Raw genomic sequence first — 25828 nt, 5'->3', positions numbered from 1 at the left:
GAGTGGAGGGGCGCCCCCGAATTACGTCTTCCGGGACTGGGGCAGCCGCCGGCCCAGACCCTGCTGCTGATCCAGCAGGAACAGCCCCAGAACTGCCTGAACGGCAGCACCGGTTCCCAGCAGGATGAGCGCCCCGGGAGCTCCGGACACCACGCCGGGAGGCGGAGCAGCCAGCAGGCCGACGGCGAGAGCAGCGTGCGCTGCGGCTGCGGCCAGCAGGGCGGCTGCGCGTTGCCGGAAGCTGTGCGGCGCCGGAGCGGTGCCCAGGACAGCGGCGGTGAACAGGCAACCGGTTCCCGTCAGATATCCGGTGACCAGCCAGTGCACCGGCATGGACTCCTGCATGGCCGTAAACAGGCTGGTGTGGAACATCGCCCACATGCCCGCAACCACCAGCACCGTGGCGGTTGCGGGATGGGAGAGGAAGCGGCAGGGGGCACTCTCCAGGACCCGGCGCAGCCGACGGGCGGGAAAATCGTCCAGGGTCCGCAGGGCCAGGGCAGCGGGACGGGCCGCCACCAGCAACAGCGGGCCCACCATGCCAGCCAGGATGTGGGAGAACGCCAGTGCCGTGAAGTCCCGGTGAGCCCATCCCGCCAGGGGCTCAAGCAGGGTGGCCAGAACGGCCAGGACACCGGCAATAAAGCTCACCAGCCGCCAGGCCGCCCACCGGCCGGATTTCGCCGAAGCCATTCCGGCCCAGTAGGCGGCAACAGCGGCGACGGCGGGAATCAGGAACAGTGATTCCGCGGAAAAGGCGCCGTGGTTATGCATGGCCGGGGCACTGCTGAAGGGAGATCCGGAAACGCACGAGGAGCGACGGCGTCATGCGGGCGAACTTAGCACTGCTGCTGCCGGGCAGGCACCCCCTGCCGGTAAAACGCGGCATCGGAATCACCGGTTGACAGCTGCCGGCAGCAGGCAAGGATGGAACGCATGTGGACGGGGAGCCTGGAATTCGATCTGCTGCTGGCTGATGTGCATTCGCTTAAGCAGAAACGCTCTGTGGTCCGTCCCCTGGTCGCCGAGCTGCACCGCCGGTTCGCTGTGTCCGCTGCTGAATCCGGGCACCTCGGCCTTCATCGCCGTGCGGCCGTGGGCATTGCCGTGGTGGCGGCTGACCGGGCGCACGTGGTGGAGGCTCTGGATGCGGCGGAACGGATGGTGGCCGGACGGCCCGAAGTCCAGCTGCTCAGCACCCGGCGCCGCATTCTGGCGGGGGAGGACGAATAGCTCACCACTCCCAGTGGGCCGCCGCACACGATGGTTAGGCACCCGATCTTCCGGGTATATGCTGTCCGAACGACAGTAAATGTGATCCGTAGAAGAGAGATTTTCCATGCTTTTTGAGAACCAAGCAGCACTCGTCACCGCCGCCGGCGCCGGAATCGGCAGGGCTATTGCGCTGCGGCTGGCTGCCGAGGGAGCCGCCGTCGTCGTCTCGGATGTGAATGACGAGGCCGGCGCGGAAACTGTTGCCCTGATCGAAGCCGCCGGCGGCCGCGCGGCGTACAAGCACGCCAACGTGGCAGAGGTTGAAGAAGTCAACGCGCTGGTTCCGTTTGCCGTCGAGACGTTCGGGCGCCTGGATCTGGCCGTGAACAACGCGGGCGTTGGGGCCATGCCCAAGCCCGTGCAGGACATCACCGCCGCAGAGTGGGACCGCAGCATCAACGTGACACTGCGCGGAACCTTCCTGGCCCTGCAGTCTCAGATGGCCCACTTCGTGGAGCAGGGCAGCGGCTCGATCGTAAACATCGCCTCGCTGGCCGGCATCAGCGCCACCCCGCAGCTCACACCCTATGGTGCAGCAAAACACGGGGTGGTTTCACTAACCCGCAGCGTCGCCAAGGAATGTGCGGAGCAGGGCATCCGCGTCAACGCCGTGGCACCGGGTGCCATCGAAACCGCAGCCCTGGCATCGCTGCCGGCCGAGGCGAAGGCCGGGTACGCCGCGGAAATCCCCATGAAGCGCCTGGGACAGCCGGAGGACATCGCCAATGCCACCGCCTTCCTCCTTTCGGAGCAGGCATCCTTCATCACCGGCGTTGTGCTGCGCGTCGATGGCGGAACCGAAGCCTAACCGTGGCGCACGCGGATCAGAATACTGAGCTGATTGAGGTCCTGAACCGCCTGCTGGCGCAGTGGACAGCTCCCGGGTTCACCACCGCGGTGGCCGCCCGCGAGGGAGTGGTCCTGGATCCGGCAGCGCTCACGCTGCTGTCCATCCTGAACAATGCCGGTGCCCAGCGCCCCTCGGCGCTGAGCGAGCGGATGGTCACGGGAGCTTCCAACATTTCCAAGATCACGGCCCGGCTCGAAGCAGCCGGGCTGGTCCGCCGGACCCCGGACCCCTTGGATTCGCGGGCCTCGCTGATCGCGCTGACCGAGGCGGGAGAACGGGCGGGGAAGGCCCTGCGGCGCTCGGGGAACTCCCTGGTGGACCAGCTGCTCGAGGGCTGGGACGCCCGGGACCGCAGCGACCTGGTACGGCTCCTGTCCCGGTTCGAGGCGGAAACCCAGCGGGTGGCCGGCACCCTGCGGGATGCAGACCAGCGGTAGCCCCAGAGGCCGGACCTGGACCGAGGACGTAACCCAGAGGCCGGACCTGCTCCCGGCCGGCGGATTCCGCCGGCCGGAAAGCGGGCCTAGTAGGCCTTGACCCGCTGCTCCACAACCAGGTGGATCAGGGCAAACGTTTTGTCCTCATCGATCGCGCGCAGTGCCGCCTCGAGCGCTGCCGGCACCTCGGAGTCGCGCTCCACCTTCACACCGAAGCCGCCGAATGCCTGCGCCATCAGCGCGAACTCCGGGTTCTTCAGCTGCGTGCCGGAGATCCGGTCCGGATAGTGGCGTTCCTGGTGCGTGCGGATAGTGCCGTACTCCTGGTTGTCCATCACGATCACCAGGGGAGTGGCGCCGTACTGAGCGGCGGTGGCCAGCTCCTGTCCGTTCATCAGGAACTCCCCGTCGCCGGCAATGGTGACAACCCTGCGGCCCGGGGCGGCGAGGGACGCGGCGATGGCGGACGGCACCGAGTAGCCCATGGACCCGTTGCGGGCGCTGAGCATCGAGGCGTAACGCCGGGTGGGGAAGTAACGGTGCGCCCAGTTGGTGTGTTCACCGGCGCCGAGGGTGATCACGGCGTCCTCCGGCAGCGACGGCACGAGGTTCGCCATCAGCGTGTCCATCCGGGCCTGCCCGGACGACGGCTCGGCCGGCGGCAGGGCCGCGAACTTCTCCTGCTCCTGCCGCATCCGGGAGGTCCAGGCCTTCCACTCTTCCTTGACCGGCAGGTCCATCAGCACCAGGTCCCGGACGAACACATCCGGCTTCGCAACGATCTGGTAGGACACCGGACCGGAGCGGCCGCGCATGGACGGGTCGATCGTGACCAGGAAGTTCTTCTTCTCCCAGTCCTGGCGCACCACAAAACCGTCGGTGATCACGTCACCGGGCACGGTGCCCACAAACACCAGCAGATCGGTTTCCTCCAGCAGGTCATACGTGGGTTTGGGCCGGCCGTAGCCGATCGGGCCCACGTAGGAGGGGGAATCGAAGGAGATGGTCCCTTCACAGCGCCATTCGGCTGCGGCCGGGAGGTGGTGTTCTTCCAGCCAGCGGGTGAGCGTGTCTGCGCCCTCCTGGGTCCAGTCGTTGCCGCCGGTGACAAACAGCGGTTTGTCCGCCTCCTTCAGCGCAGCCTGCAGTGCCTTCCAGTCCGTCACGGTCATGCCGCCCGGTGCCACCGGGATGGGCGGGTGCAGCGTGGCATTGATCTCCTTCCGGATCACATCTTCCGGGAGGCCGACGACGACGGGACCCGGGCGGCCGCTCATGGCGGCGAAGAACGCCTCGGCCACGATCTCGGACGCACGTTCGGGGTGGTCCAGGACCATCACGCGCTTGGCACCGGTATCAAACCAGGCCTTGATGTCGAATTCCTGGAACGCTTCGCGGTCCCGGTGCTCGAAAGGGATCAAACCAACAAAAAGCACCATCGGTGTGGAGTCCTGCCAGGCTGTGTGCAGCCCCACGTGCGCATTCGCCGCGCCGGGTCCACGGGTGACCATGGCGATGCCGGGCAGCTGGTTCATCTTGCCGTCTGCCTCGGCCATGTAGGCGGCTCCGCCTTCATGGCGGCAGACCACGGTTTCCACCTCGCTGTTATGCAGGCCGTCCAGAACATCGAGGAAGCTCTCGCCGGGAACTACATAGGTGCGTTTCACGCCGTGGGCGATGAGGGAATCGACAATGACATGTCCGGCGGTCTTCACCTCCGCCCGTGCTGCAGCGGGGGCTGATACCGGGGCAATCTGAGTCATCTTTGACCTTTCTCCATTGAAACGCTGAACAGCGCGTCCCGGCGCCGCGGCGCGGCCGGGCGGCGCATCCCTATGTTTACCCCATAGAAGGCCCGGTTCCGCAGAGCATGAGCCATTGTGTCAATGACCGCTCAGCATTTCCGGATCGGTCTTGGTCCGGGGTTGGCCGCATTCGGCGCTGATAAGGAACAATTGGGCGGGTGAGCCTCACCGTCGCCCCGCAGTCAGCGTCCCGCCAACCCGGATCGGTCTCTCCTGCGCCCGTCCGCACCGATTCCGCCGCACAGCTGCATGAGCAGATTGCCCGGGAACTCGGCGTCGCGCCGTGGCAGGTGCGCGCCGCCGTCGAACTCCTGGACAGCGGATCAACCGTTCCTTTCATTGCCCGCTACCGCAAGGAAGTAACCGGAACCCTGGACGACGCTCAGCTCCGTGAGCTGGACGAACGGCTGAGGTATCTGCGTGAACTGGCGGACCGCCGCCGGGCCATCCTGGAAGCCATCGAGGCGCAGGGCAAACTGACTTCTGAGCTGCGTGCGGTGATTGAGGCCGCAGACACCAAGTCCCGGCTTGAGGACATCTACCTGCCGTACAAGACCAAACGCCGCACCAAGGCGCAGATCGCCAGGGAAGCCGGGCTGGAGCCGCTGGCCGAGTCGCTGCTGGCGAATCCCGCCCTGGACCCGGAGACCGAAGCGGCCCGGTACCTGGGCGACGCCGTCCCCGACACCGCCGAGGCGCTCGCCGGCGCCCGCGCCATTCTGGTTGAGCGCGCAGGCCAGGACGCAGATCTGCTGACCACAGCCCGGGAAAAGTTGTGGAAGCAGGGCCGCTTCCGTTCCTCTGTCCGTCCGGGCAAGGAAACCGAGGGGCAGAAGTACGCGGATTACTTCGACTATTCCCAGGCGCCTTCCGGGATGCCGTCGCACCGGGTGCTGGCCCTGCTGCGCGCGGAGAAGGAAGGCATCCTGGAGCTTGGGCTGGCCGAGGCCGATCCGGCCGATGCTGAAGCTGCAGCTGCGGCGCGGCAGCGGTTCGAGAATTCGGTGGCAGCCCGGCTCGGCGTGGCAGCCAGCGGTGGTGCTGCCGACGCGTGGCTGCGCCAAACCGTGCAGCTGGCCTGGCGCCGGATCCTGGCGAAGCTCTCAGTGGACCTGCGGGTGCGGTTGTTCCAGGACGCCGAGGCGGAGGCCGTCCGGGTTTTTGCCGCCAATCTCCGCGACGTGCTGCTCGCCGCTCCGGCCGGCAACCGGGCAACCCTGGGGCTGGACCCGGGCCTGCGCACCGGCGTCAAGGTCGCCGTCGTGGATGGCACCGGCCAGGTGGTGGCCACTGACACGATCTATCCGCATCCGCCCGCCCGCAAGTGGGATGATGCGCTGGTGCGGCTGGCGAACCTGGTGAAAAAGCACGGGATCGAACTGGTGGCGGTGGGCAACGGCACCGCGTCCCGCGAGACCGACAAGCTGGCAGCGGAACTGATGCGCCTGGTACCGGAGGCGAACCTGCAGAAACTGGTGGTTTCCGAGGCTGGTGCCTCCGTCTATTCCGCGTCTGCGCTGGCCTCGGCGGAACTGCCGGGTATGGACGTTTCCCTGCGCGGCGCCGTTTCAATCGCCCGGCGGCTGCAGGACCCGCTGGCCGAACTGGTGAAAATCGACCCCAAGTCCATCGGTGTGGGGCAGTACCAGCATGACGTCACCGCCGCGAAGCTGGACCGGTCCCTGGACGCGGTGGTCGAGGACTGCGTCAACGCCGTGGGGGTGGATGTGAACACTGCCTCCCCTGCGCTGCTGAGCCGGGTGGCCGGCGTCGGCCCGCTGCTCAGCGAGAATATCGTGGCGTACCGCAACGCCAACGGACCCTTCGCCCGCCGCGCGGATCTGATGAAGGTTCCCCGTCTGGGGGCCAAGGCCTTTGAACAGTGTGCCGGCTTCCTGCGGATCACCGGGGGAACGGAGCCGCTGGATGCCTCCAGCGTGCACCCTGAGTCCTATCCGATCGCCCGCCGGATCCTGGCCGCCGCGAAGGCTGAGATGAGCCCCGCCGGTGCGGATCTGACCGGACTGGACCCCTCTGCCTTTGTCGACGAGTCCACCGGCCTGCCGACCGTTCTGGACATCATGTCCGAGCTGCGCAAGCCCGGCCGTGATCCCCGCCCGGCGTTCAAAACGGCCACGTTCTCCGAGGGCATCGAAAAGATCGCCGACCTGCGCCCGGGCATGGTGCTGGACGGCGTTGTCACCAATGTGGCTGCCTTCGGCGCCTTTGTAGACATCGGTGTGCACCAGGACGGACTGGTGCACGTCTCCGCGATGTCCTCCTCCTTCGTTTCCGACCCGCACGACGTCGTGAAGTCCGGGCAGGTTGTGAAGGTCAAGGTCATGGAGGCGGACCCGGAGCGGCACCGCATTTCCCTCAGCCTGCGGCTCGACGACGACGCGCCGTCCCCGCGTTCCGGCAACGGTTCCGGTTCTGCTTCCGGCAACGGCAACGGCAACGGCTCTGCCCGCGGCAGCGGCAGAGGCAACGCCGACCGCCGCGGGCCAAAGCCTCCGGTGCGGGCCACGCAAACCACGGGAAGCGGCCAGGCCAAGGGAAACAGCCAGACCGGCCGGGGCCGGTCAGGTGCGCAGCCGAAAGAGAGCGCACCCAGAGGCGCCGCGCGGAAGGGCACTGCTTCCGCGGCCCCGGATGGGGCGATGGCGGAGGCACTGCGACGCGCAGGACTGGTCTAGCGCAGCTGCGCTTCCCGGCGCCAGTCAGTCGTCTGCGTCGGCCACTGCGGCGTCTTCAGCGTCGGCGGTGTCCGGCTCCTGCAGGGCGTCTTCCGGCCGCCGGCCAGCCTCCCCGGCTCCTCCCAGATAAGCAGCGGGCACGGTGCCGGCTGCATGCGTCCCCTGCTCTTCGCGGATGTTCTCGGCGTTGTGGGCGGATTCGGTGGGTTCGGTGGTCATCGGGGTCCTTTCGAAAAGAAGCGTGTTAGCGGTTGCTTAGCTGGCCAATCAGGCTGTCCTCAAGGCCTTCCAGCAGGTCCCGGGGTCCGGCGAATACCTGTTTGGCGCCGGCGTCGCGCAGTTCCGCCTCGCTGGTGCCGCCGCAGGTCAGTGCCACGGTAGGGATCCCCAGTTTTCCGGCCGACTCGATGTCCCAGACGGAATCGCCCACGAAGATAGTCTCGCCGGCCTCCAGTCCTGCCGAGTCCAGGGCGGCCTGGAGAATGTCCGGCGCCGGCTTACTTTCCGAGGCATCGGAGGAGCTGGTGGCCTTGGTGATTGCATCGTCGGCATTGATCGCCTCACGCAGGGCGCCCAGATCGGCTGCCGAAGCGGAGGAGGCCAGCACGACGGCGAGTCCCCGGCCGGCGGTGGCCCGCAGCAGCTCCGCGGCGCCGTCGAACGCCCGGAGGGAGGGCCAGAAGGTGGAAAAAACCGCAGCGTGGGTGGAATCCAGCTGCTCTTCGACCTCTGGGTCCGGATCAGCACCGAGCAGGTGGCCAATGAGTTTGTCTCCGCCCATGCCGATTGCCCGGTGGATACCGGCCATCGGAATGTCATAGTCCAGCCGGCGGAAAGCCTGCCACCAGGCCACCGTGTGGAGGTAGTTGGAATCAACCAGCGTCCCGTCGACGTCGAAAAGTACGCCGCGTATCTCAGTCATGCAGATCCCCTCTGTGTAGGTGCAGTGGATTCTCCGAGTCTAGCGAGGCTGTGGATGCGGCGCCGGGTGGGCCGGAGCTCCGGAGTGACCGTATCTGCCATGCCGCCAGTCTAGGTCCCGGAGCGGGTTGCCCGCCGCGGACCGCGCGAATGTCCCGGAGTCCTAGCCACGGCACCGGAAGCGGGCTTATGTTGGCTGTGGTGATGCCGGCGAGAGGACAGCGGTTCAGTGGCCCACATCAGGATTATGGCGACCGGCGGGACCATTGCGTCCCGGACCGGCAGGGACGGGGCAACATCGGCCGAGCGGGCGGAGAAAGTGGCCGCAGGCCTTTCCGGACGGCACGGTTATTCGATGCAGGACCTCACGAATGTCAACAGCTTCCAGCTTCGGTTTGCAGACGTGCGGGGCATTGCGGAAGCAGTGCGGGACGCGGTTGCGGATGAAGGTGTGGACGGCGTTGTTATAACGCACGGTACCGACACCATGGAAGAGACCGCATTCCTGCTGGACCTGGTCCATGAATCGCCCAAACCGGTGGTTTTCACCGGTGCGCAGCGGACCGCGGACAGCGCCGCGGCAGATGGACCGGCCAATCTTGAGGAAGCCGTAGCTGCGGCGGCAGCCAGCCAGCTGCGCGGAGCGGGTGTCCTGATTTCCTTCGCCGGGCAGATCTTCGCGGCCCGCGGCACCCGCAAAACCCACACTCTTGCCGCCAATCCCTTTTCCGGCGGCGTTCCGGTGGCGCACTTCATCGCCGGGACGCTCCACGTCACGGCGGTTCCGGTCCGTCCTGCCGCCCTGCCACTGCCCGGCGAGGACTTCGACAATGCCCGGGTGGAAATCATTCACTGTGCCCTGGGCACGACGCCGGACCTGTTCACGGACGCGGTCAGATCCGGAGCGAACGCGGTTGTCCTTGCCGGAACGGGGACCGGCAACGCCGGTGCGGGATTCGCTGAAGCTGTCCAGGACGCGGTACGCGGAGGCTGCCCCGTGATCCTGTGTTCCAGGGTTCCCTCCGGTCCAGTGGTTCCTGCTTACGGTGCCGGAGGCGGCGTGGATCTGGTCCGCGCCGGAGCGATCCCCAGCGGAGATCTTGGCCCGTCACAGGCACGGATGCTGGCTGCCCTGCTGACGTCTCTGCCGGCCACGCAGGACGAAATCCTGCAGGCGCTTACCTCCGGCACAGCCCGCAGCGGCGGCTAAGTCCCGGGCAAAGATATCGATCAGGTATCTTCGCTGACAGTTCTTCCACAGGGGGTCCCAAAGCTGCTCAGTCGGCTTACCATTAATGGCACTGAAGGTACCCCTTACAAGGAGGTAAGTGATGTCGGGCTACTTTAAGCTGGTTGACGCCCACGACGGCGCATTCCGGATCAAGCTCATTTCCGGTGACGGGGCGCTCATGGCAGTTTCGGCCATGTTCCCCACCAAAGCGGCCGCCGCGGCCGGAATCGAGCAGCTGCGCGAAATCGCGGGTACCGGTCCCGTGGTTGACCACAGCAAGGATGCCGACGTGATCGCGGACGCCAGCAGAAATCCCGGCCGGGCCAAGGCTTCCTAGCCGCAACAGCAGCATCCTCAAAGGCCTTCTGTCCCCGGAGCCAAAAAGTGCCGGGAAACAGAAGGCCTTTGCTATGTCTGGACTGCTATATCTGGACTTACGTCCGGACTCCTATGTCTGTTCCTCGTCGCCTTCGGCGGCGTCCTGGGAATGCTCACGGCTGGAGTCCGGCTGTGAGGTCTGGTCTCCTTCTGCCGGGCTTTCGTTGTGGCTGCGGTCTTCGTCATGCGGAGTGGTGCTCATACGTACCTCCGGTGGGGATTTGTCCGTGCCTGGGTCGCAGCCGGCCGGTGCCGGCTCGTTTCGCGGAACGGCCCTCGTTGTCCCAGTTTAGGAAGCGGCGGTCCCGCTGGACAGGGGCTCGGGACAGGAGCCTAGGGCTCCGGGCGGGTCTAGGCAGGAGCGCGGGGCGGCCGGTAGCGTGTGCCGGATGCAGCGAAACGAGGCAGATGTCATTGTGGTGGGGGCCGGCCTGTCCGGCCTGGCGGCCACCGCGGAACTTGTCGACGCCGGGCGCTCCGTCATTCTGGTCGAACAGGAAGGCGAACAGAGCCTGGGTGGCCAGGCCTGGTGGTCCTTTGGTGGATTGTTCTTCGTGGACTCGCCCGAACAGCGCCGCCTCGGGGTCAAGGACTCGGTGGAGCTGGCCTGGCAGGACTGGCTGGGAACCGCGGGGTTCGACCGCGAGGAGGACTACTGGCCGCGCCTTTGGGCCGAAGCCTATGTGAACTTCGCCGCCGGTGAGAAACGGTCCTGGCTGCACCAAATGGGGCATCGGTCCTTCCCCGTGGTCGGGTGGGCTGAACGCGGCGGCTACGGTGCCACCGGCCCGGGAAATTCCGTCCCGCGGTTTCATATCACCTGGGGCACCGGGCCCGGGATCACCGCACCGTTTGAAGCCAGGGTCCGGGACGGGATGGAGCGTGGCCTGGTGCATCTGGCCTGCAACCACCGGATGGAGGCGCTCGTGACCAGCGGCGGAGCGGTCACCGGGGTGCGCGGGACCCGCCTGGAACGGACGACGACGCCGCGCGGCCGCCCGGCGGTGCGCGGCACGGAGGGAGAATTCGAGTTTTCAGCCGGCGCCGTCGTCGTCACCACCGGAGGCATTGGCGGTGATCACGGGCTGGTCCGCTCTGCCTGGCCGAAGCGCCTGGGAGCGCCGCCGGAACGGATGCTCAGCGGAGTGCCCGGGCATGTGGACGGGCGGGGCCTAAAAGCGGTGCAGGCCGCCGGCGGCCGGATCATCAACCCTGACCGGATGTGGCATTACGTCGAGGGTATCCGGAACTGGGACCCGGTATGGCCCAACCACGGCATCCGGATCCTTCCGGGCCCGTCCTCCCTGTGGCTGGACGCTGCCGGTAACCGGCTTCCGGGCCCGCTCTTCCCCGGTTTCGATACGCTCGGCACACTGGAGTACCTGCGCGGCACCGGGTATGACTACAGCTGGTTCATTCTCAATAAGGCAATCATCCGAAAGGAATTCGCGCTCTCCGGATCCGAACAGAACCCAGACCTGACCGGGAAATCTGTCCGGGACGTGCTCGGCCGGGCGGCTGCCGGGGTGCCGGGCCCGGTGCAGAAATTCCTGGACCAGGGGGAGGATTTCCTCACCGCGGGCACTGTGGGGGAGCTGGTGGCAGCCATGAACTCGCTTGCCAAGTCCTCCACGGAGGGCACCGCGCCGGTGCTTTCCGCTGAGTCGGTGCTCGAGCAGCTGCAGGCCCGGGACCGGGAGATCGCCAACCGGTTCAGCAAGGACGCCCAGATTACCGCCATCCGCGGTGCCCGCGCTTATCTGGGGGACCGGCTGATCCGCACTGCCACGCCGCGGCCGATCCTGGAGCCGAAGGACGGCCCGTTGATCGCCGTCCGGCTCTCCGTCCTGACCCGCAAGACCCTGGGCGGACTGGAAACCGATCTGGATTCGCGGGTGCTCAGCAGCGGCGGTTCACCGGTTCCGGGACTTTACGCTGCCGGGGAAGCCGCAGGATTCGGTGGGGGAGGGATGCACGGCTACCGGTCGCTGGAAGGCACATTCCTGGGCGGGTGCCTGTTCAGCGGACGGGCCGCGGGACGGGCCGCGGCACGTTGAGGCACGGTTAACGAAACGGAGCCGGTACCAGAAAATCTGGTACCGGCTCCGTTTCCCAGGTGCTAAGCGCCCGGGTTGAAGTTCTTATACTGGCGGTAGGCCTTGGCGGCCTGGAAGTACTCTGTGGCCGGTTTCATCCACAGAAGGACAACGGCGACAACCGGGAGCAGCACGCCCAGTCCCGACGTCAGGGCCATCAGTCCACCGGTGGCCAGGCCGGTGAGGTTGAACAGGGACAGGGCAGCGAAGACGGTCGCCACAATCCGGGCCCAGTTGTGGCCCTTGCGGATGAACAGTGCCACAAGCACTGAGATGGCCACACTGACAACGGCGAAGAACAGGGTCATCACCACGGTGGCGGAGATCAGGGCATCCAGCTGGTCCGCGGAGATTCCGGCAGCAATCATGGACTCCTGGTAGCCGCTGGAGTTCAGCCAGGCCATGCCGACCGGAATGCTGATGACGCTCAGCACTGCAGCGGCAATCAGCAGCCAGAAGCCCAGATCGACCTGCTGCGGGCGGACGGGAGCGGGCGGCGCTGACGGCGCCTGGTTGCTCGCATAGGCGTTGTAGCTGTAGTTATTTGCCGGAGGCTCTTGCATGGTTCCCCTCAGAGTGTCTGCGAAGCGGTACATGCCGGCGGGTGCAGAGGCCTCCGGCGCATGACGAAAGTCAGCTTAGTGAACTTCAGTCACTTTGGCCTCCCCTACAAGGCGGATATTGAGCCTCTTTTTGGGCCTGCTGGCCACCTTCGCCACGATGCAACTGCCCTGTGCGGACTACGCCAGAGGCGCCAGCCGATGCCGCAGACCCAGGCGGACCGAGGGCCATTCACTGTCAAGGATCGAGAAAACCACTACGTCGCGGCGGGAGCCGTCCACCCAGAGTTCGTTGCTGCGCAGTACCCCGTCCTGCTTGGCGCCGAGCCGGGCAATGGCCCCCCGTGAGGCATGGTTGTGCCAGTGGGTGCGGAACTCCACAGCAATGCAGTCCAGGTTCTCGAAGGCACGGGTAAGCAGCAGGTATTTGGCTTCGGCGTTCACAGCGGTTCGCTGGGCGCTCGCCGCCAGCCAGGTGGAGCCGATTTCCAGCCGCCGGTGTTCGGCCTTGATGTTCAGGTAGGTGGTCATTCCGCAAATCATCCCGGTGTCCAGGCGGCGGATCACCCAGGGTGCCATAGCGCCGGCTGCCTGCTGTGCCAGGCGGGACTCCACCTCTTCGGCCATCTTCTCCGGCGTGGGAATGCGGGTGTACCAAAGGTTCCACAGTTCCCCGTCCTTCACGGCATCGCGAAGCTCCGGCACGTGGTCACGGCTCAGGGGTTCCAGACGGACGGTATTGCCCTGCAGCGGAACGGGCGTGGAGTAATCCTGGAAAGTCATGGCCCCATCCTAGGGCGGGAATAACCGGCAGCCCGGCAGGGTTCTCAAAGTAGATGCAATAACATCTACAGGTTTGAATCTAGGAAAGGGGCCGTCATGGCCGAACGCAGGATCGTAGCTCTCTCCGCAGGATTGGGCACGCCTTCCTCCAGCCGTATGCTGGCTGATCAGCTCAGTGCCGCGGCGCGGCAGAGCCTGCAGGATGCCGGGCATGAGGCCTCGGTGACCACGTATGAGCTGCGGGAATACGCCGTGGACATCGCCAACGCCATGGTCTCCGGTTTTGCGCCACCGAACCTGGAGGCGCTTATTAATGAGGTGATCGACGCCGACGCCCTGATCGCGGTGACCCCGGTGTTCACCGCGTCGATGAGCGGCCTGTTCAAGTCCTTTTTCGATGTGATCGACAAGGATGCCCTGGACGGCAAACCCGTGATGGTGGGCGCCACCGGCGGCAGCGCCCGGCATTCCATGGTCCTGGACTTCGCCCTGCGTCCAATGTTCAGTTACCTTCGCGCCCGCATCACGCCCACTGCCGTCTTTGCTGCCCCCGATGACTGGGGAGCGGGCACCGACGGGACCGGCACCCTGGACCGCCGGGTCCGGCGGGCAGGATCCGAGCTCCTTGCCCTGCTGGGGGACGCGCCCGCACCGGCTCCCCGGCAGAACCCGAACGAGTCGCTGCCCTTTGAGCAGCTGCTCGCCCAGGTCCAGGCGCGCCCGGCCTAGGGGCTGCGGGAAAGCGGCCGGTTAGGCGCCGGCGGATTCCACCAGCGCCAGCACACGCGCCGGACTGGCCGTTCCACCGACGATTTTCAGCGGGGACACAACGATGAGGGTACCGGTCGGGGGCAGCTGCGCCAGGTTCTGGAGCAGCGTGACGCCGTACTTGTTGTTGCCCAGCAGGTAGTAATGCACCGGGAAGGGAGGATCGAACGCCCCGGCATTCCCGGCGTCGATCCCCACCGTCTCCACGCCCAGACCGGCAATCGGGGTTTCCTCCGCCAGCCACTTCGCGCAGTCCGCGGACAGTCCCGGCGTGTGGGAGCCGGTGTCGTCAGTGTTGAGGAAGGCATCGGCGTCGTCGAAGAACTTGTCCCAGCCCGTGCGCAGCAGCAGCCACCCGCCGTCCGGCAGTGCGCCGTGCTCGGCCTCCCAAGCCTTGATGTGGTCCACCTCGACCAGGAAATCCGGGTCGGTTGCCGCTTCGGCACTGAAGTCCAGGACGACGGCGGGCCCCACCAGCCGCTGCACCGGGATCTGTGACACATCGTCCCCGTCGCGGCCGGTGATCCAGTGCGACGGCGCGTCCACGTGGGTGCCGATGTGCTCCCCGGTGTGGATGTTGTTGTGCTTCCAGAACGGTCCGGGCCCGTCGAAAGCGCTGACCTCCTCCAGCTGGAAGTCAATCAGGTTCGTGAACGGCGCCGGCAGCTTCAGGGTGGGAATTCCGGCGCTCAGCGGAGCGGTGAGGTCGATGATTTCCAGGGAGCCGCCGTCGAGTGCGGCGAGCAGGGCCGGGATAACACCGGGTTCAGTGCTGTGGAGACTCATGTGCAGGTCCTGTCCGGGATGGAGGAGCGTTTGCCTGAGAATACCGTTCGGGCGCTGACCTGCAGGTAAAGCGAAGTCACACGAGCCGGTTGTGACGCCCGTCCGTTGAGGGCTCCCGCGTCCGGCGGCCTAGAGTTCTTGCTGGGACAGCGCAGAAGAACCAAGGCAGGAGCCGCGTCGGATGGACAAGATGAATATCGCCTCGCTGGTGGGCCGCACCCTGGCCCAGCTGGGGGCAGGACATGCCTTCGGTGTGGTGGGCAGCGGAAACTTCCACGTCACCAACGCGCTGCGGGAATACGGTGTGCCGTTCACCGCCGCCCGGCATGAAGGCGGGGCAGCCACCATGGCCGACGCCTACTCCCGGATGTCGGGGCTGGTCAGCGTCCTCAGCACTCATCAGGGATGCGGTCTGACAAACGCCGCCACCGGCATCGGCGAAGCGGCGAAGTCCCGGACTCCGATGATCGTGCTGACCGCGGACACCGCCGGCGCCGCCGTCCGTTCGAACTTCCGGATCGATCAGGATGCCTTTGCCCGCAGCCTGGGCGCCGTCCCGGAACGGGTGCACTCCGCGCAGAGCGCCCTGGCCGACACTGTCCGTGCCTTCCGCACGGCACTGAACGAACGCCGCACCGTTGTCCTCAGCCTGCCGCTCGACGTGCAGGCCCAGCCGGCTCCGGAAGACACTCCTGACGTTGTTCCTCCGGTCGCCCCGGCCGGGCGCATTCGCCCGGATTCCATCCTGGTCCGTGGAATGGCCGATCTGCTGGCCAACGCACAGCGTCCGGTTTTCGTTGCCGGCCGCGGAGCACGGCACGCAGGACCCGAAATAGCGGCGCTCGCCGCCCACTCGGGAGCTCTGCTGGCCACCTCTGCTGTCGCCAATGGACTCTTCAACGGCGAGGAGTTCAACCTGGGCATTTCCGGGGGATTCTCGACGCCGGAAACCGCTGCGCTGATCAGCGGTGCGGACCTGATTGTGGGCTGGGGCTGCACCCTGAACATGTGGACCATGCGCCACGGATCCCTGATCAACCCGGATGCTGCCGTCCTCCAGGTGGACGTCGACGGCGCGGCGCTGGGCGCGAACCGGGAAGTTCATCTGGGTGTCACCGGTGACTGTGCGGCAACCGCTGAAGACGTGCTGGCCGAACTCCGGGCCGTGGAGCCGGAACCCGTGGAGAAGTACCGGTGCCGTGCGACGGCGGAGCGGATCGCGGCCGGTTCGCGCTGGCGCGACGTCCCCGTTCAGGATCTTTCCACGGCCACGCAGATCGATCCGCGGGTGCTGAGCCTGGAACTCGATGCCCTGCTCCCGGCGGAGCGGCTGGTGTCGGTGGACTCCGGTAATTTCATGGGTTATCCCGCCACCCATCTGCAGGTGCCGGACGAGTTCGGCTTCTGCTTCACCCAGGCATTCCAGTCAGTGGGGCTGGGTCTGGCGACGGCGATAGGAGCGGCTCTGGCGCGCCCGGACCGCCTGCCGGTGCTGGGCACCGGCGACGGCGGCTTCCTGATGGGGATCTCCGAACTGGAAACGGCCGTCCGGCTGCGGCTGCCGTTGGTTGCCATTGTCTACAACGACGCCGCGTACGGCGCCGAGGTTCACCACTTCGGCACCGGGGACGCGCCGGCGGACATCGGAACGGTGACTTTCCCGGATACCGACATTGCCGCGATCGCCCGCGGCTACGGAGCTTCGGGGATCACTGTCCGCAGCCGAGGGGACCTGGCGGCGGTTGCGGGCTGGCTGGCGGGCCCACGGGACACTCCTCTGGTCATCGACGCCAAAATCGCGTCCGACGGCGGTGCCTGGTGGCTGGCGGAAGCGTTTAAAGGCCATTAGCCCCGGATTTGCTCCGGGGCTAATGGGCTTCGGTCGCGCTGATCCGCGGGCGGGTTCAGCGGGCGCGAGCCGTTGAGGAGCGGACGAGCAGCTGCGTTGCCAATTCGACCCGGGCAGAATCTGCCCGCTGGCCGTCCATTTCACGCAGCAGGGCACGCACAGCCGTGCAGCCCATGTCCCGCAACGGCTGGGCCACGGTGGTGAGCTGTGGCGAGGTCAGCTCGCTGATGTAGGTGCCGTCGAAACCGACCACGCTCAGCTCCTCGGGAACCGCGACGCCGCGGGTCTGGGCTTCTGCCAAAACACCCAGCGCTATGCTGTCCGAGGCGGCGAAGATGGCCTGCGGCGGCGTTTGCAACGCGAGGAGCTGATCCAGGCCGCGCCGCCCGGTCTCCGGATCGAAGCCGCCGGCCAGAATGTAGTCCTCGGCCACCTGGATGCCGCGTTCGAGCAGGGCCGCCACGTAGCCGTGCTCGCGGTCCTGGCTGCATTCGGCGCTCTGAGGCCCGCCGATGAACGCGATGCGCGAGTGGCCGAGCCCGAGCAGGTGCTCGGTTGCAGACTTGCCTCCGGCCCAGTTCGTGGCGCCCACGCTCGTGACACCGCGGCCTGGCGGATTTATGGGGTCGATGACTACCACGGCAATTCCCCGCCTCTTCACCTCGCGGATTTCGGCGGGGGACCAGCGGGAGGTGACCAGGAGCAGCCCGCGGCGCCCTGACGCCTGCATTTTCTCGGCCCGCTCAGCCACTGAAGGTCGGGTGCCTCCCGTCTTGGACAGCACAATCTCGGCGCCCTGAGTCTGGGCGCACTCAAGAATGCCCTCCATCACCTCCGCATAGTAGGCGGTGGTGACGCTGTCGACGGCGACGTCGATGAGCACTGAAGCTGCGCTGCTATGGCGCTGCCCCGGCTGCTGGTAGCCGGATTGGCTCAATGCTTCCCGGACCCTCCGCCGCGTGCCTTCGGCCACGTCTTCGCGCCCATTGAGGACCTTCGACACCGTCGAGATTGATACGCCGGCGAGGGCTGCGACGGAAGCCAAGGTCGCCTTGGTGCTCATCTCAGTTTTCGACAAAATTTCGAGATTCCTTTCTTGCCCGGTCTCATAGTTTTCGGAGCAGTGAACAGTCGTAGCGTCGCAGGGTGACCGGCTGCGCCAACATTAGCGGAATTTGAACGGTTGACCATTGAGTGTGATGCAGGTAACTTTACGCTCGCTAGCTTGTTTTATCGAAAAGTTTTCGAAATCTCTTCCGCAGAGTGGCGGTCAGCGACCGCGTGCCCCGCGGAGCTGACCCGTCCACCTCAGCCGACCGCCGGGTTGAAGCTGACTTGACTTACGGAAGATCTGATGAACATGCGAACAACCAAGACCCTATCTGCTGCAGCGGCTGCGCTCGCACTCGGCCTGACTCTCGCTTCCTGCGGCTCCAGCGGACCGTCCGATTCCTCCGCCAACTCCGATTCGCCGAGCATGTGGGCACTGACCGGCAGTAGTGAGAAAATCTTCAAATCTTCGGTGGATTCCTGGAATGAAAGCAACCCCGACGACTCGATCAACCAGGAATTCTTCGCCAACGACGCCTATAAGACCAAAGTCCGCACAGCCATCGGCGCAGGCGAGGGCCCCACATTCATCTACGGATGGGGCGGCGGCGTGCTTCAGTCCTACGTCGACGCCGGCCACGTGGAGGAACTGGACCAGTTCCTCGCAGACAACCCCGAGGTGAAGGACCGTTACATCGAATCCGTCTTCCAGAACGGAGTGATCGACGGTAAGACCTACGCGCTTCCCAACAACAACATGCAGCCTGTTGTCCTCTACTACAACAAGGAGCTCTTCGATCAGATTGGCGCGGAACCGCCTGAGACCTGGGATGAACTGATGGCCCTGGTGCCCAAATTCAACGACGCCGGCGTTGCTCCCTTCTCACTGGCGGGACAGTCCAAGTGGCCCAACCTCATGTGGCTGTCCTACCTCGTGGACCGCATCGGTGGCCCGGAAGTTTTCAAGGCAATCCTGGACGGTGACGAGGGTGCCTGGTCCCATCCGGCCGTCCTGGAAGCGCTCACCAAGATCCAGGAACTGGTCGACGCGGGCGGATTTATCAATGGTTTCTCTTCCATTGCGGCTGATGCCGGTGCCGACAGTGCCCTCCTCTACACCGACCGGGCAGCCATGATGCTGCACGGCGGGTGGGTCTACCAGAACCTGAAGAACGACGCCCCGGAGTTCGTGGAGTCGGGCGCGGTCGGCTTTGTGCCGTTCCCGGAGGTCGAAGGCGGTGCGGGGGATCCGATGAACGTGGTGGGCAACCCTGCCAACATGTGGTCCCTTTCCGCCACTGCGTCTCAGGAACAGAAGGCGTCGGCCATGAACTATCTCAAAGACGGATTGTTCAACGAGGAGTACACCCAGGCCATGATCGACTCCGGCGCGGTTCCGGCTGTGAAGGGCATCGAAGACCAGCTGGCAGCCTCCGACGATAAGAATTTCGTGGAGTTCGTCTACGGACTGGCCCAGGATGCACCGAGTTTCCAGTTGTCCTGGGACCAGGCACTTAGCCCGGCGCAGGGTGACGCCATGCTGGCGAATCTCGATCAGATCTTCATCGGAGCGATCACTCCCCAGCAGTTCGCCGAGAACATGAACGCGACACTTGGCAAATGAGCACACTGCTAAAAGCAAAACCCGCCCTGGCGGTTCGGGGGGCCCGGCGAACGGGCCCCCCGGCGTGGATGGTTGTTCCGGCGCTGGTCTTCTTTCTGGTCTTTGCGGTGGTCCCACTGCTCGGCGTGGTGTTCCTGAGCTTCACCAACTGGAACGGATTGGGTGCGATTTCCTTCGCTGGCCTGGAGAGCTGGCGAACAGCCCTCACGGATCCGGTGACCTTAAACGCCCTGGTTGTGACGTTGAAGATCATGTTCTTCTCCCTCATCGTGCAGCTGCCTATTAGCCTCCTGTTGGGCGTGTTCACCGCCGGTACCCAGCGGTACCGGGCACTGCTCGCGGTCCTCTACTTTGTTCCGCTGCTGCTCTCATCCGCGGCGGTGGCGATCGCGTTCAAAGCCCTGCTGGATCCTAACTTCGGGATGGGACCGGGCCTTGGCGTGCCGTTCCTTGCCCAGAACTGGCTCGGCAGCTCGGACTTGGTGCTCTTTGTGGTCATCTTTGTCATTGCCTGGCAGTTCGTTCCGTTCCACACACTCATCTACCAGGGCGGCGTTCGCCAGATCCCGGCGTCGTTCTATGAGGCGGCGCAGATTGACGGAGCCAGCAGGATGCAGCAGTTTTTCCACATCACGCTGCCTCAGTTGAAGTACACCATCATCACCTCTTCGACCCTGATGGTCCTGGGGTCGCTGGCCTATTTCGACCTGATCTTCATCCTCACCGCGGGCGGGCCGGGCTACGAGACGCGGCTGCTGCCCCTGCACATGTACCTCACCGGGTTCCGTGCGAACGACATGGGTGCCGCGAGCGCCCTCGGCGTGATTCTTGTGGTGATCGGCCTCGGCCTCGCCCTCGTTCTGCAGCGGATTGGCGGCAGGAACCGCGGCGCCAGTCAGTTGGAAGGAGCATAGCGATGGCACTCGCTACCGAAACAGAACGGGACGCGGCACCGAACCCGAAAGCCCGCCAGCGCGGCAGAGGGACGCGCCGAAGCACGCCCAACTTTCTGGGCGGCCTCGGAGGGTGGCTGTGGCTGGCCCTGATCATCCTTCCCGCCTACTACGTGGTCATCACCAGCCTGAAGAACCAGGCGGGGTTCTTCGGATCGAACCCCCTGGCCCCGCCCAGCGACCCTACTCTTGCCAACTACCAAACGGTCCTCGAAGCGGACTTCGTCCGATACTTCGTCAACAGCGTCATCGTGACGGTGGGCAGCGTAATCCCGGCAGTCGCGGTTTCTTTCATGGCTGCGTACGCCGTGGTCAGGGGGACCGGGCGGATCATCGCTGCTTCACACACCCTGTTCCTCATGGGCCTGGCTATTCCGCTGCAGGCAACGATCATTCCTATTTACTTCATGATCACGCGGGCAAACCTCTACGACACCCTGCTGGCACTGATCCTGCCCTCCATAGCTTTTGCCATCCCCATCTCGGTGCTGATCCTCTCGAACTTCCTCCGTGACGTCCCCCGCGAGTTGTTCGAGTCCATGCGCTTGGACGGATGCTCGGAGTTCACCATGATGTGGCGGCTGGCACTGCCGCTGGTTCGGCCCGCGGTGGTCACTATCGCCATTTACAACGCCCTGCAGGTGTGGAACGGCTTCCTCTTTCCGCTCATCCTTACGCAGAGCCCCGACAAACGGGTGCTGCCTCTCTCGCTCTGGGCCTTCCAGGACGAGTTCACCGTCAACATCCCGGCGGTGCTCGCCGCCGTCGTTCTCTCCACCCTTCCGCTGGTTGTCCTCTACGTTCTGGCTCGTCGCCAGCTCGTCAGCGGTCTGACCGCCGGATTCAGCAAGTAGACCGAAAGGAAACCGGAGCCTTATGACTACCACGCAGCAGCCCTCAACCCTGAGGGTAGGCATGGTGGGCTATGCCTTCATGGGCGCTATGCACTCCCACGCCTGGCGCACCGCACCGCGCTTTTTCGACCTTCCGCTTCGACCGGAACTCGCCGTCCTCTGCGGCCGTGACCAGGTTGCCGTCAAAGCGGCAGCGGACACGATGGGCTGGCAGGAAACCGAGACTGACTGGCGCTCTCTGGTGGAGCGCGACGACGTCGATCTAATCGACATCTGCACCCCGGGAGACACCCACGCCGAAATCGCCATTGCGGCTCTCGAGGCCGGTAAGCACGTGCTCTGCGAGAAACCGCTGGCCAACTCCGTCGAGGAAGCCGAGCGGATGGCCGAGGCAGCCCGAAGCGCCGAGGCGAAGGGAACCTATGCCATGTGCGGGTTCTCCTACCGCCGCACTCCCGCCTTAACCCTGGCCCGGCGACTGGTTGAGCAGGGCCGGCTCGGAGAAATCCGGCACATTCGCGCCCAGTACCTCCAGGACTGGCTGTCGGACGAAAACGTGCCCATGACGTGGCGCCTGGACCGGGAAAAATCGGGGTCCGGAGCGCTCGGGGACATCGGCGCGCACAGCATTGATGCGGCGCAGTATGTGACTGGTCTGGACATCTCCGGTGTGTCAGCCCTCATGAACACTTTCGTACACCAGCGTCCCCTGGCCGGAACGAGGATAGGACTGGGGGGAACCGGCGCCGACGACGGCCGGACCGGACAGGTCACGGTGGATGACGCCGCCATCTTCAGTGCCAGGTTCGACGGCGGAGCCGTCGGCGTCTTCGAGGCCACCCGCTTCGCGCTGGGCAGGAAGAACTCCATGCGTCTGGAAGTCAACGGAACCCGGGGGTCGTTGGCCTTCGACTTCGAGAATATGAACTCCCTGGAGTTCTATGACGGCAGCACTGACGCTGAGGCGGCGGGTTTCACCACCATTAACGTGACCGAACCGGTTCACCCCTACACCGGCAACTGGTGGCCCTCCGGGCACGGCCTCGGATATGAGCACGGCTTCACCCACCAGGTGGTGGACTTGGTGCAGTCGATCTCCGGCGGAACCACACCCTCACCCTCCTTCGACGAGGCATTGCGGGTCCAGAAGGTCCTGCACGCCGTTGAGCGCTCAGCAGCGGACGAATCCAGGTGGCAGTGGACGGACCTTCCGTTGGCTGCCTCTATCGAAGCGGCCGGCGCCACCGGGGCACAGAGCCGCGTATCAACTCCCGGGAAAGGGACACCATGACCAGCAAGCAAGTTCTCGTCGTGCGCGGTGGCTGGGACGGGCACCAGCCCGTCGAAGCTACTGAGCGCTTTATTCCATTCCTCCGCGACCATGGATACTCGGTGCGGATCGAGGAGTCCCCCAAGATCTACGCCGACAGCGAGTACATGGCGTCCGTAGACCTCATTCTGCAGTGCAACACGATGAACACGATCGAAAAGGATGAGTTTGCAGGCCTGCGGGCCGCCGTCGAGGCTGGGACCGGTCTGGCCGGCTGGCACGGCGGCATTGCAGATTCCTACCGGAACGAATCCGATTATCTTCACCTGATCGGCGGACAATTCGCGTGCCATCCGGGCAAGCATCCCGATGAGCGAACCGGCGAGCAGTCCGACAACTATGTGCCCTACACCGTCAACATGCTCCCGGCGGCCGCCGACCACCCCATAACCCGGGGCATCGAAGATTTCGAGCTCGTCACCGAACAGTACTGGGTGCTGGCCGACGACTACATCGATGTCCTGGCAACCACCACTCAGGCGGTTCGGGCCTGGGATCCCTGGCATCGTCCGGTAACTTCACCGGCCATCTGGACCCGTCAGTGGGGCAGCGGCCGCATCTTCGTCTCGACTCCCGGCCACCGTGTCGAAATCCTTGACGATCTGAACGTCCGCACTATCATCGAAAGGGGTTTGCTGTGGGCGAGCCGCTGAACGTCGGAATTATCGGCTGCGGCGCGATCGCTGCACAGTATCTGGCCACCCTGCCGACACTGCCGTCCGTTAACCTCGTTGCCGTCGCCGATCTCGATCCCGATCGCGCTGACGCTGCAGCCAAAGGGCAGGAGGGTGTGCGAGCCCTGACGGTGGAGGAGCTGCTGGCCGACCCGGAGATCGACACGGTTCTAAACCTCACCATCCCGGCAGCCCATGCAGAGGTGTCCCTGAGGGCGCTCAATGCGGGCAAGAACGTCTATGGCGAGAAGCCCCTGGCGGCCAGCACGGAAGAGGCCCGCAAGGTGCTCGAACTGGCATCCGCTGCGGGCTTACGAGTCGGCTGCGCCCCGGACACCGTGCTTGGCACCGGGATCCAGACCGCCCGCCGTGCGATCGACAGCGGCCTGATCGGCTGTCCGATTGCCGCTACGGCAACCATGGTCACCCCCGGCCATGAGCGCTGGCACCCCAACCCCGACTTTTACTACGTTCCCGGGGGCGGGCCGCTGCTGGATATGGGGCCCTACTACGTGACGGCTTTGGTCACCCTCCTGGGGCCGGTCACATCCGTGGTTGGTGCGGCGAGTCACACCCGTTCGGTGCGCACCATCGGAAGCGGTCCGCGGGCCGGGGAAGCTGTCCCGGTCACGATCGACACGCACGTCACGGGGGTCCTCGTCCACGACTCAGGTGCCCTGTCCACCCTGGTCATGAGCTTCGACGCCGTACAGACCCGGTCCTCTAGCATCGAAATCCACGGTGAACGGGCCAGCATGGTGGTTCCCGACCCCAACTACTTTGACGGCGACGTCTCCATCTGCCGTCTTGAAAACAGGGATGGCGGCTGGGAAACGCTGCCGAGCAGCGCGGGTTACATCGGCGCCGGCCGGGGGTACGGGCTCGCGGACATGGCCCTCGCACCCGCGGACGGACTGCACCGTGCCAACGGCGACCTCGCCTACCACGTGCTGGACGTGATGGAGTCGCTGCTCGAGGCAGCCGGCAGCGGGGCCGCCGTCAGGGTGCAGAGCACCGCAGCCCGTCCGGAGGGCGTGCCGCTGATGTCGCTGACGTCGTCGGAGGAGGTCACTGCCTGACCCCGCAGCGCGGGGCCAGGCACCTGATCTTCGCCTAGCCCACGGTGCGCGCCACGGCCTCGACAACGCCCGGTACCTCGGAGCGGACGGCTGCAGCGGTGGGTTCGTCCGCGATCGCGGCGGCAGCATCCTGGGCCTCGCAGCGGGCGCGGTACGCCCGCACCTCGGCGTCGCGGCGGGCCTGGTCCCAGCCCAGCGCTTCGGCGGCCAGGTCGGCAATCTCCTCGACGGCGTCCAGGCCGTGGTTCGGGGCTTCCCAGGTGAGGCGGGTGCGCACGTCGAACAGATCTTCCAGGTGCAGGGCGCCTTCATGGGTGCAGCCATGCACGATCTCCGCCCGCAGGTAGGCCGGGGCACCCTGCAGCGGGGCAGCCAGCTCGGGCCGTTCGTCCACGAGTTCGGTGATCTCGGAGATGGCCGATCCGTAGCGGTCCAGCATCCGGATCACCTGCTGTTCGGTCCAGCCGTACTTCGCACCCAGCGCGGCGGCCTGGCGGGTCAGCGGCAGATAGCCGTCGGCACCGAGCAGCGGGGTCTTGGCGGTGACGGAGGGCAGCTCCTTGGCGCGTGCGCCCAGGGCCAGGTCCACGGCGTCCTCGGCCATGACCCGGTAGGTGGTGAGCTTGCCGCCGGCAATCGCGACTAGGCCGGGCAGGACCTCGGTGACGGTGTGCTCGCGGGAGATCTTGGTGGACTGTTCGTCGCCCTTAGTGCCCGGCTGCAGCAGCGGGCGCAGGCCGGCGTAGGTGCCAATGACGTCGTCGCGGGTCAGCGGCTTGTCCAGCACCACGTTGGCGTGCTCGATGACGTAGTCGATGTCCGCGCTCGTGGCCACCGGCGTCGACAGCTCCTGGTGGTACGGAGTGTCGGTGGTGCCGATGATCCAGTAGCGCTCCCACGGAATCACAAACAGCACGGACTTCTCGGTCTGCAGGATCAGGCCTGACTCACCGGAGATCCGCTCGCGCGGCACAATGATGTGGATGCCCTTGGACGCAAGTACCTTCAGGCCGCCGTCGGCCCCGGCCAGATCCTGGGTTTTCTCGGTCCATACGCCGGTGGCGGTGATCACGGTCTTGGCACGGATGGTGCGCTCGCGGCCGGTCTCCAGATCGCGGACGACGGCGCCGGACACCCGGCCGGAGGCATCCTGCGGGAAGGAGACTGCCTTGGCACGGGTGACGGCCGTGGCGCCCAGACGCGCGGCGGTGCGGACCAGGGTCAGGACCAGGCGGGCGTCGTCGACCTTGCCGTCCCAGTACTTGATGGCGCCGACCATGGTGCCTTCCTTGATATCAGGAAAGGCCTCTTTGACGCCCTTCATACCGAGGTGACGCTGGATAGGCATGGTGGCGTTCTTGGCGCCGACGTGCGCCAGGGTGTCGTAGAGGCCAATGCCGGCGGCGACGTAGGGGCGCTCCCAGCCGCGGTGCGTGATGGGGTAGAGGAAAGGCACGGGCTTGACGAGGTGCGGGGCCAGTGAATCGAGCAGCAGCTCACGCTCGCGCAGCGCCTCCGCTACCAGCTTGAAGTCCAGCTGCTGCAGGTAGCGCAGGCCGCCGTGGACCAGCTTGGAAGACCACTGGGAGGTGCCGCCGGCCCAGTCCTGGGCTTCGATGATGGCGGTACGCAGGCCGCGGGAGACGGCATCCAGGGCGATGCCGGCGCCGGTCACCCCGCCTCCGACTACTAGGACATCGAGTTCGGGACCATCAGCGAGCTCGTCCAGGACGGCGTCGCGGTTCCCGGTGGAGGGCAGGCGAGTTGACATGTGGAGGCCTTTCGCATTCGGGTCGGACCTGTAGATCCGGAGTCTTCGCTGAACCTTA

General features: G+C 65.8%; 25 protein-coding genes. 15 read left to right on the top strand and 10 right to left on the bottom strand.

Going from position 1 to position 25828, the window contains the following annotated elements; genetic code table 11:
- Nucleotides 1–21 precede the first annotated feature (21 nt).
- On the bottom strand, nt 22–774 hold the full coding sequence (locus tag H9639_RS14685; protein WP_191808819.1) for a cytochrome c oxidase assembly protein: 753 nt from the start codon (nt 772–774) through the stop codon (nt 22–24).
- Between the two features lie 162 nt (nt 775–936).
- On the opposite strand from H9639_RS14685, the gene H9639_RS14680 reads away from it, so the two are divergent.
- The 3 genes from H9639_RS14680 (at nt 937) to H9639_RS14670 (ending at nt 2562) form a co-directional block, all read left to right on the top strand.
- On the top strand, nt 937–1233 hold the full coding sequence (locus H9639_RS14680) for a DUF503 domain-containing protein (protein ID WP_191808818.1): 297 nt from the start codon (nt 937–939) through the stop codon (nt 1231–1233).
- A 106-nt stretch (nt 1234–1339) separates the two neighbouring features.
- On the top strand, nt 1340–2083 hold the full coding sequence (locus H9639_RS14675; protein WP_191808817.1) for an SDR family NAD(P)-dependent oxidoreductase: 744 nt from the start codon (nt 1340–1342) through the stop codon (nt 2081–2083).
- A gap of 2 nt (nt 2084–2085) precedes the next feature.
- A complete protein-coding gene (locus H9639_RS14670; protein WP_318242108.1) occupies nt 2086–2562 on the top strand; it encodes a MarR family winged helix-turn-helix transcriptional regulator in 477 nt (158 codons plus the stop codon).
- Between the two features lie 86 nt (nt 2563–2648).
- Here the strand turns inward: H9639_RS14670 and H9639_RS14665 are convergent, their stop codons facing one another.
- Nucleotides 2649–4325, bottom strand: coding sequence for a thiamine pyrophosphate-dependent enzyme (locus H9639_RS14665; protein WP_191808816.1), 1677 nt, complete (start codon nt 4323–4325; stop codon nt 2649–2651).
- 200 nt (nt 4326–4525) lie between these two features.
- Here H9639_RS14665 and H9639_RS14660 point away from each other — a divergent pair, with 200 nt between their 5' ends.
- On the top strand, nt 4526–7063 hold the full coding sequence (locus tag H9639_RS14660; protein WP_191808815.1) for a Tex family protein: 2538 nt from the start codon (nt 4526–4528) through the stop codon (nt 7061–7063).
- A gap of 24 nt (nt 7064–7087) precedes the next feature.
- On the opposite strand, the gene H9639_RS14655 is transcribed toward H9639_RS14660, so the two are convergent.
- Entirely contained in the window at nt 7088–7282 is a 195-nt protein-coding gene (locus H9639_RS14655; protein ID WP_191808814.1) for a hypothetical protein, read from the bottom strand.
- A gap of 25 nt (nt 7283–7307) precedes the next feature.
- Nucleotides 7308–7985, bottom strand: coding sequence for an HAD family hydrolase (locus H9639_RS14650; RefSeq protein ID WP_191808813.1), 678 nt, complete (start codon nt 7983–7985; stop codon nt 7308–7310).
- Nucleotides 7986–8213: 228 nt separating this feature from the next.
- On the opposite strand from H9639_RS14650, the gene H9639_RS14645 reads away from it, so the two are divergent.
- Nucleotides 8214–9194, top strand: coding sequence for an asparaginase (locus tag H9639_RS14645; protein ID WP_191808812.1), 981 nt, complete (start codon nt 8214–8216; stop codon nt 9192–9194).
- A 121-nt stretch (nt 9195–9315) separates the two neighbouring features.
- Complete coding sequence (locus tag H9639_RS14640; protein WP_191808811.1) at nt 9316–9552, top strand: YegP family protein; 237 nt, start codon at nt 9316–9318, stop codon at nt 9550–9552.
- Between the two features lie 111 nt (nt 9553–9663).
- Here the strand turns inward: H9639_RS14640 and H9639_RS17095 are convergent, their stop codons facing one another.
- On the bottom strand, nt 9664–9795 hold the full coding sequence (locus H9639_RS17095; RefSeq protein ID WP_263598561.1) for a hypothetical protein: 132 nt from the start codon (nt 9793–9795) through the stop codon (nt 9664–9666).
- A 187-nt stretch (nt 9796–9982) separates the two neighbouring features.
- Between H9639_RS17095 and H9639_RS14635 the strand changes: the two genes are divergently transcribed.
- Nucleotides 9983–11650 (top strand): FAD-binding dehydrogenase, encoded by a 1668-nt coding sequence (locus H9639_RS14635; protein ID WP_191808810.1) that lies wholly within the window; start codon nt 9983–9985, stop codon nt 11648–11650.
- A 62-nt stretch (nt 11651–11712) separates the two neighbouring features.
- Here H9639_RS14635 and H9639_RS14630 read toward each other — a convergent pair whose 3' ends face one another.
- Together H9639_RS14630 and H9639_RS14625 are read right to left on the bottom strand one after the other, a co-directional pair.
- Entirely contained in the window at nt 11713–12252 is a 540-nt protein-coding gene (locus H9639_RS14630) for a hypothetical protein (protein ID WP_191808809.1), read from the bottom strand.
- 177 nt (nt 12253–12429) lie between these two features.
- On the bottom strand, nt 12430–13032 hold the full coding sequence (locus tag H9639_RS14625) for a GNAT family N-acetyltransferase (protein WP_191808808.1): 603 nt from the start codon (nt 13030–13032) through the stop codon (nt 12430–12432).
- 96 nt (nt 13033–13128) lie between these two features.
- Between H9639_RS14625 and H9639_RS14620 the strand changes: the two genes are divergently transcribed.
- The gene (locus H9639_RS14620; RefSeq protein ID WP_191808807.1) at nt 13129–13761 is read left to right on the top strand and encodes an FMN reductase; all 633 of its coding nucleotides are present in this window, start codon (nt 13129–13131) and stop codon (nt 13759–13761) included.
- 21 nt (nt 13762–13782) lie between these two features.
- On the opposite strand, the gene H9639_RS14615 is transcribed toward H9639_RS14620, so the two are convergent.
- Nucleotides 13783–14586 carry a cyclase family protein gene (locus H9639_RS14615; protein WP_191808806.1) on the bottom strand — a complete coding sequence of 268 codons (804 nt, stop codon included), beginning with the start codon at nt 14584–14586 and terminating at the stop codon, nt 13783–13785.
- Between the two features lie 181 nt (nt 14587–14767).
- Here H9639_RS14615 and H9639_RS14610 point away from each other — a divergent pair, with 181 nt between their 5' ends.
- The gene (locus tag H9639_RS14610; protein WP_404799763.1) at nt 14768–16435 is read left to right on the top strand and encodes a thiamine pyrophosphate-binding protein; all 1668 of its coding nucleotides are present in this window, start codon (nt 14768–14770) and stop codon (nt 16433–16435) included.
- Nucleotides 16436–16490: 55 nt separating this feature from the next.
- Here the strand turns inward: H9639_RS14610 and H9639_RS14605 are convergent, their stop codons facing one another.
- Entirely contained in the window at nt 16491–17513 is a 1023-nt protein-coding gene (locus H9639_RS14605) for a LacI family DNA-binding transcriptional regulator (RefSeq protein WP_225219641.1), read from the bottom strand.
- A 276-nt stretch (nt 17514–17789) separates the two neighbouring features.
- Between H9639_RS14605 and H9639_RS14600 the strand changes: the two genes are divergently transcribed.
- The 6 genes from H9639_RS14600 to H9639_RS14575 are packed head-to-tail and all read left to right on the top strand — an operon-like array spanning nt 17790 to nt 23999.
- A complete protein-coding gene (locus H9639_RS14600; RefSeq protein ID WP_191808805.1) occupies nt 17790–19109 on the top strand; it encodes an extracellular solute-binding protein in 1320 nt (439 codons plus the stop codon).
- Nucleotides 19106–20023, top strand: coding sequence for a carbohydrate ABC transporter permease (locus H9639_RS14595; protein WP_191808803.1), 918 nt, complete (start codon nt 19106–19108; stop codon nt 20021–20023). The genes H9639_RS14600 and H9639_RS14595 overlap by 4 nt, the downstream gene beginning before the upstream one ends.
- Nucleotides 20024–20025: 2 nt before the next feature.
- Entirely contained in the window at nt 20026–20916 is an 891-nt protein-coding gene (locus H9639_RS14590; protein WP_191808802.1) for a carbohydrate ABC transporter permease, read from the top strand.
- Nucleotides 20917–20938: 22 nt separating this feature from the next.
- Complete coding sequence (locus H9639_RS14585) at nt 20939–22207, top strand: Gfo/Idh/MocA family protein (protein WP_191808801.1); 1269 nt, start codon at nt 20939–20941, stop codon at nt 22205–22207.
- A complete protein-coding gene (locus H9639_RS14580; protein ID WP_191808799.1) occupies nt 22204–22899 on the top strand; it encodes a ThuA domain-containing protein in 696 nt (231 codons plus the stop codon). The genes H9639_RS14585 and H9639_RS14580 overlap by 4 nt, the downstream gene beginning before the upstream one ends.
- The gene (locus H9639_RS14575; RefSeq protein WP_191808798.1) at nt 22884–23999 is read left to right on the top strand and encodes a Gfo/Idh/MocA family protein; all 1116 of its coding nucleotides are present in this window, start codon (nt 22884–22886) and stop codon (nt 23997–23999) included. Before H9639_RS14580 ends, H9639_RS14575 begins: the two co-directional genes overlap by 16 nt.
- A 34-nt stretch (nt 24000–24033) precedes the next feature.
- Here H9639_RS14575 and H9639_RS14570 read toward each other — a convergent pair whose 3' ends face one another.
- Nucleotides 24034–25770: a glycerol-3-phosphate dehydrogenase/oxidase gene (locus tag H9639_RS14570; RefSeq protein ID WP_191808797.1), complete on the bottom strand. Its 1737-nt coding sequence runs from the start codon at nt 25768–25770 to the stop codon at nt 24034–24036.
- Nucleotides 25771–25828 lie beyond the last annotated feature (58 nt).

Origin of the sequence: Arthrobacter gallicola (assembly GCF_014836775.1) — a bacterium.
Taxonomy (GTDB): Bacteria; Actinomycetota; Actinomycetes; order Actinomycetales; family Micrococcaceae; genus Arthrobacter_B; species Arthrobacter_B gallicola.
This window is presented reverse-complemented; position numbering and strand designations above follow the sequence as displayed.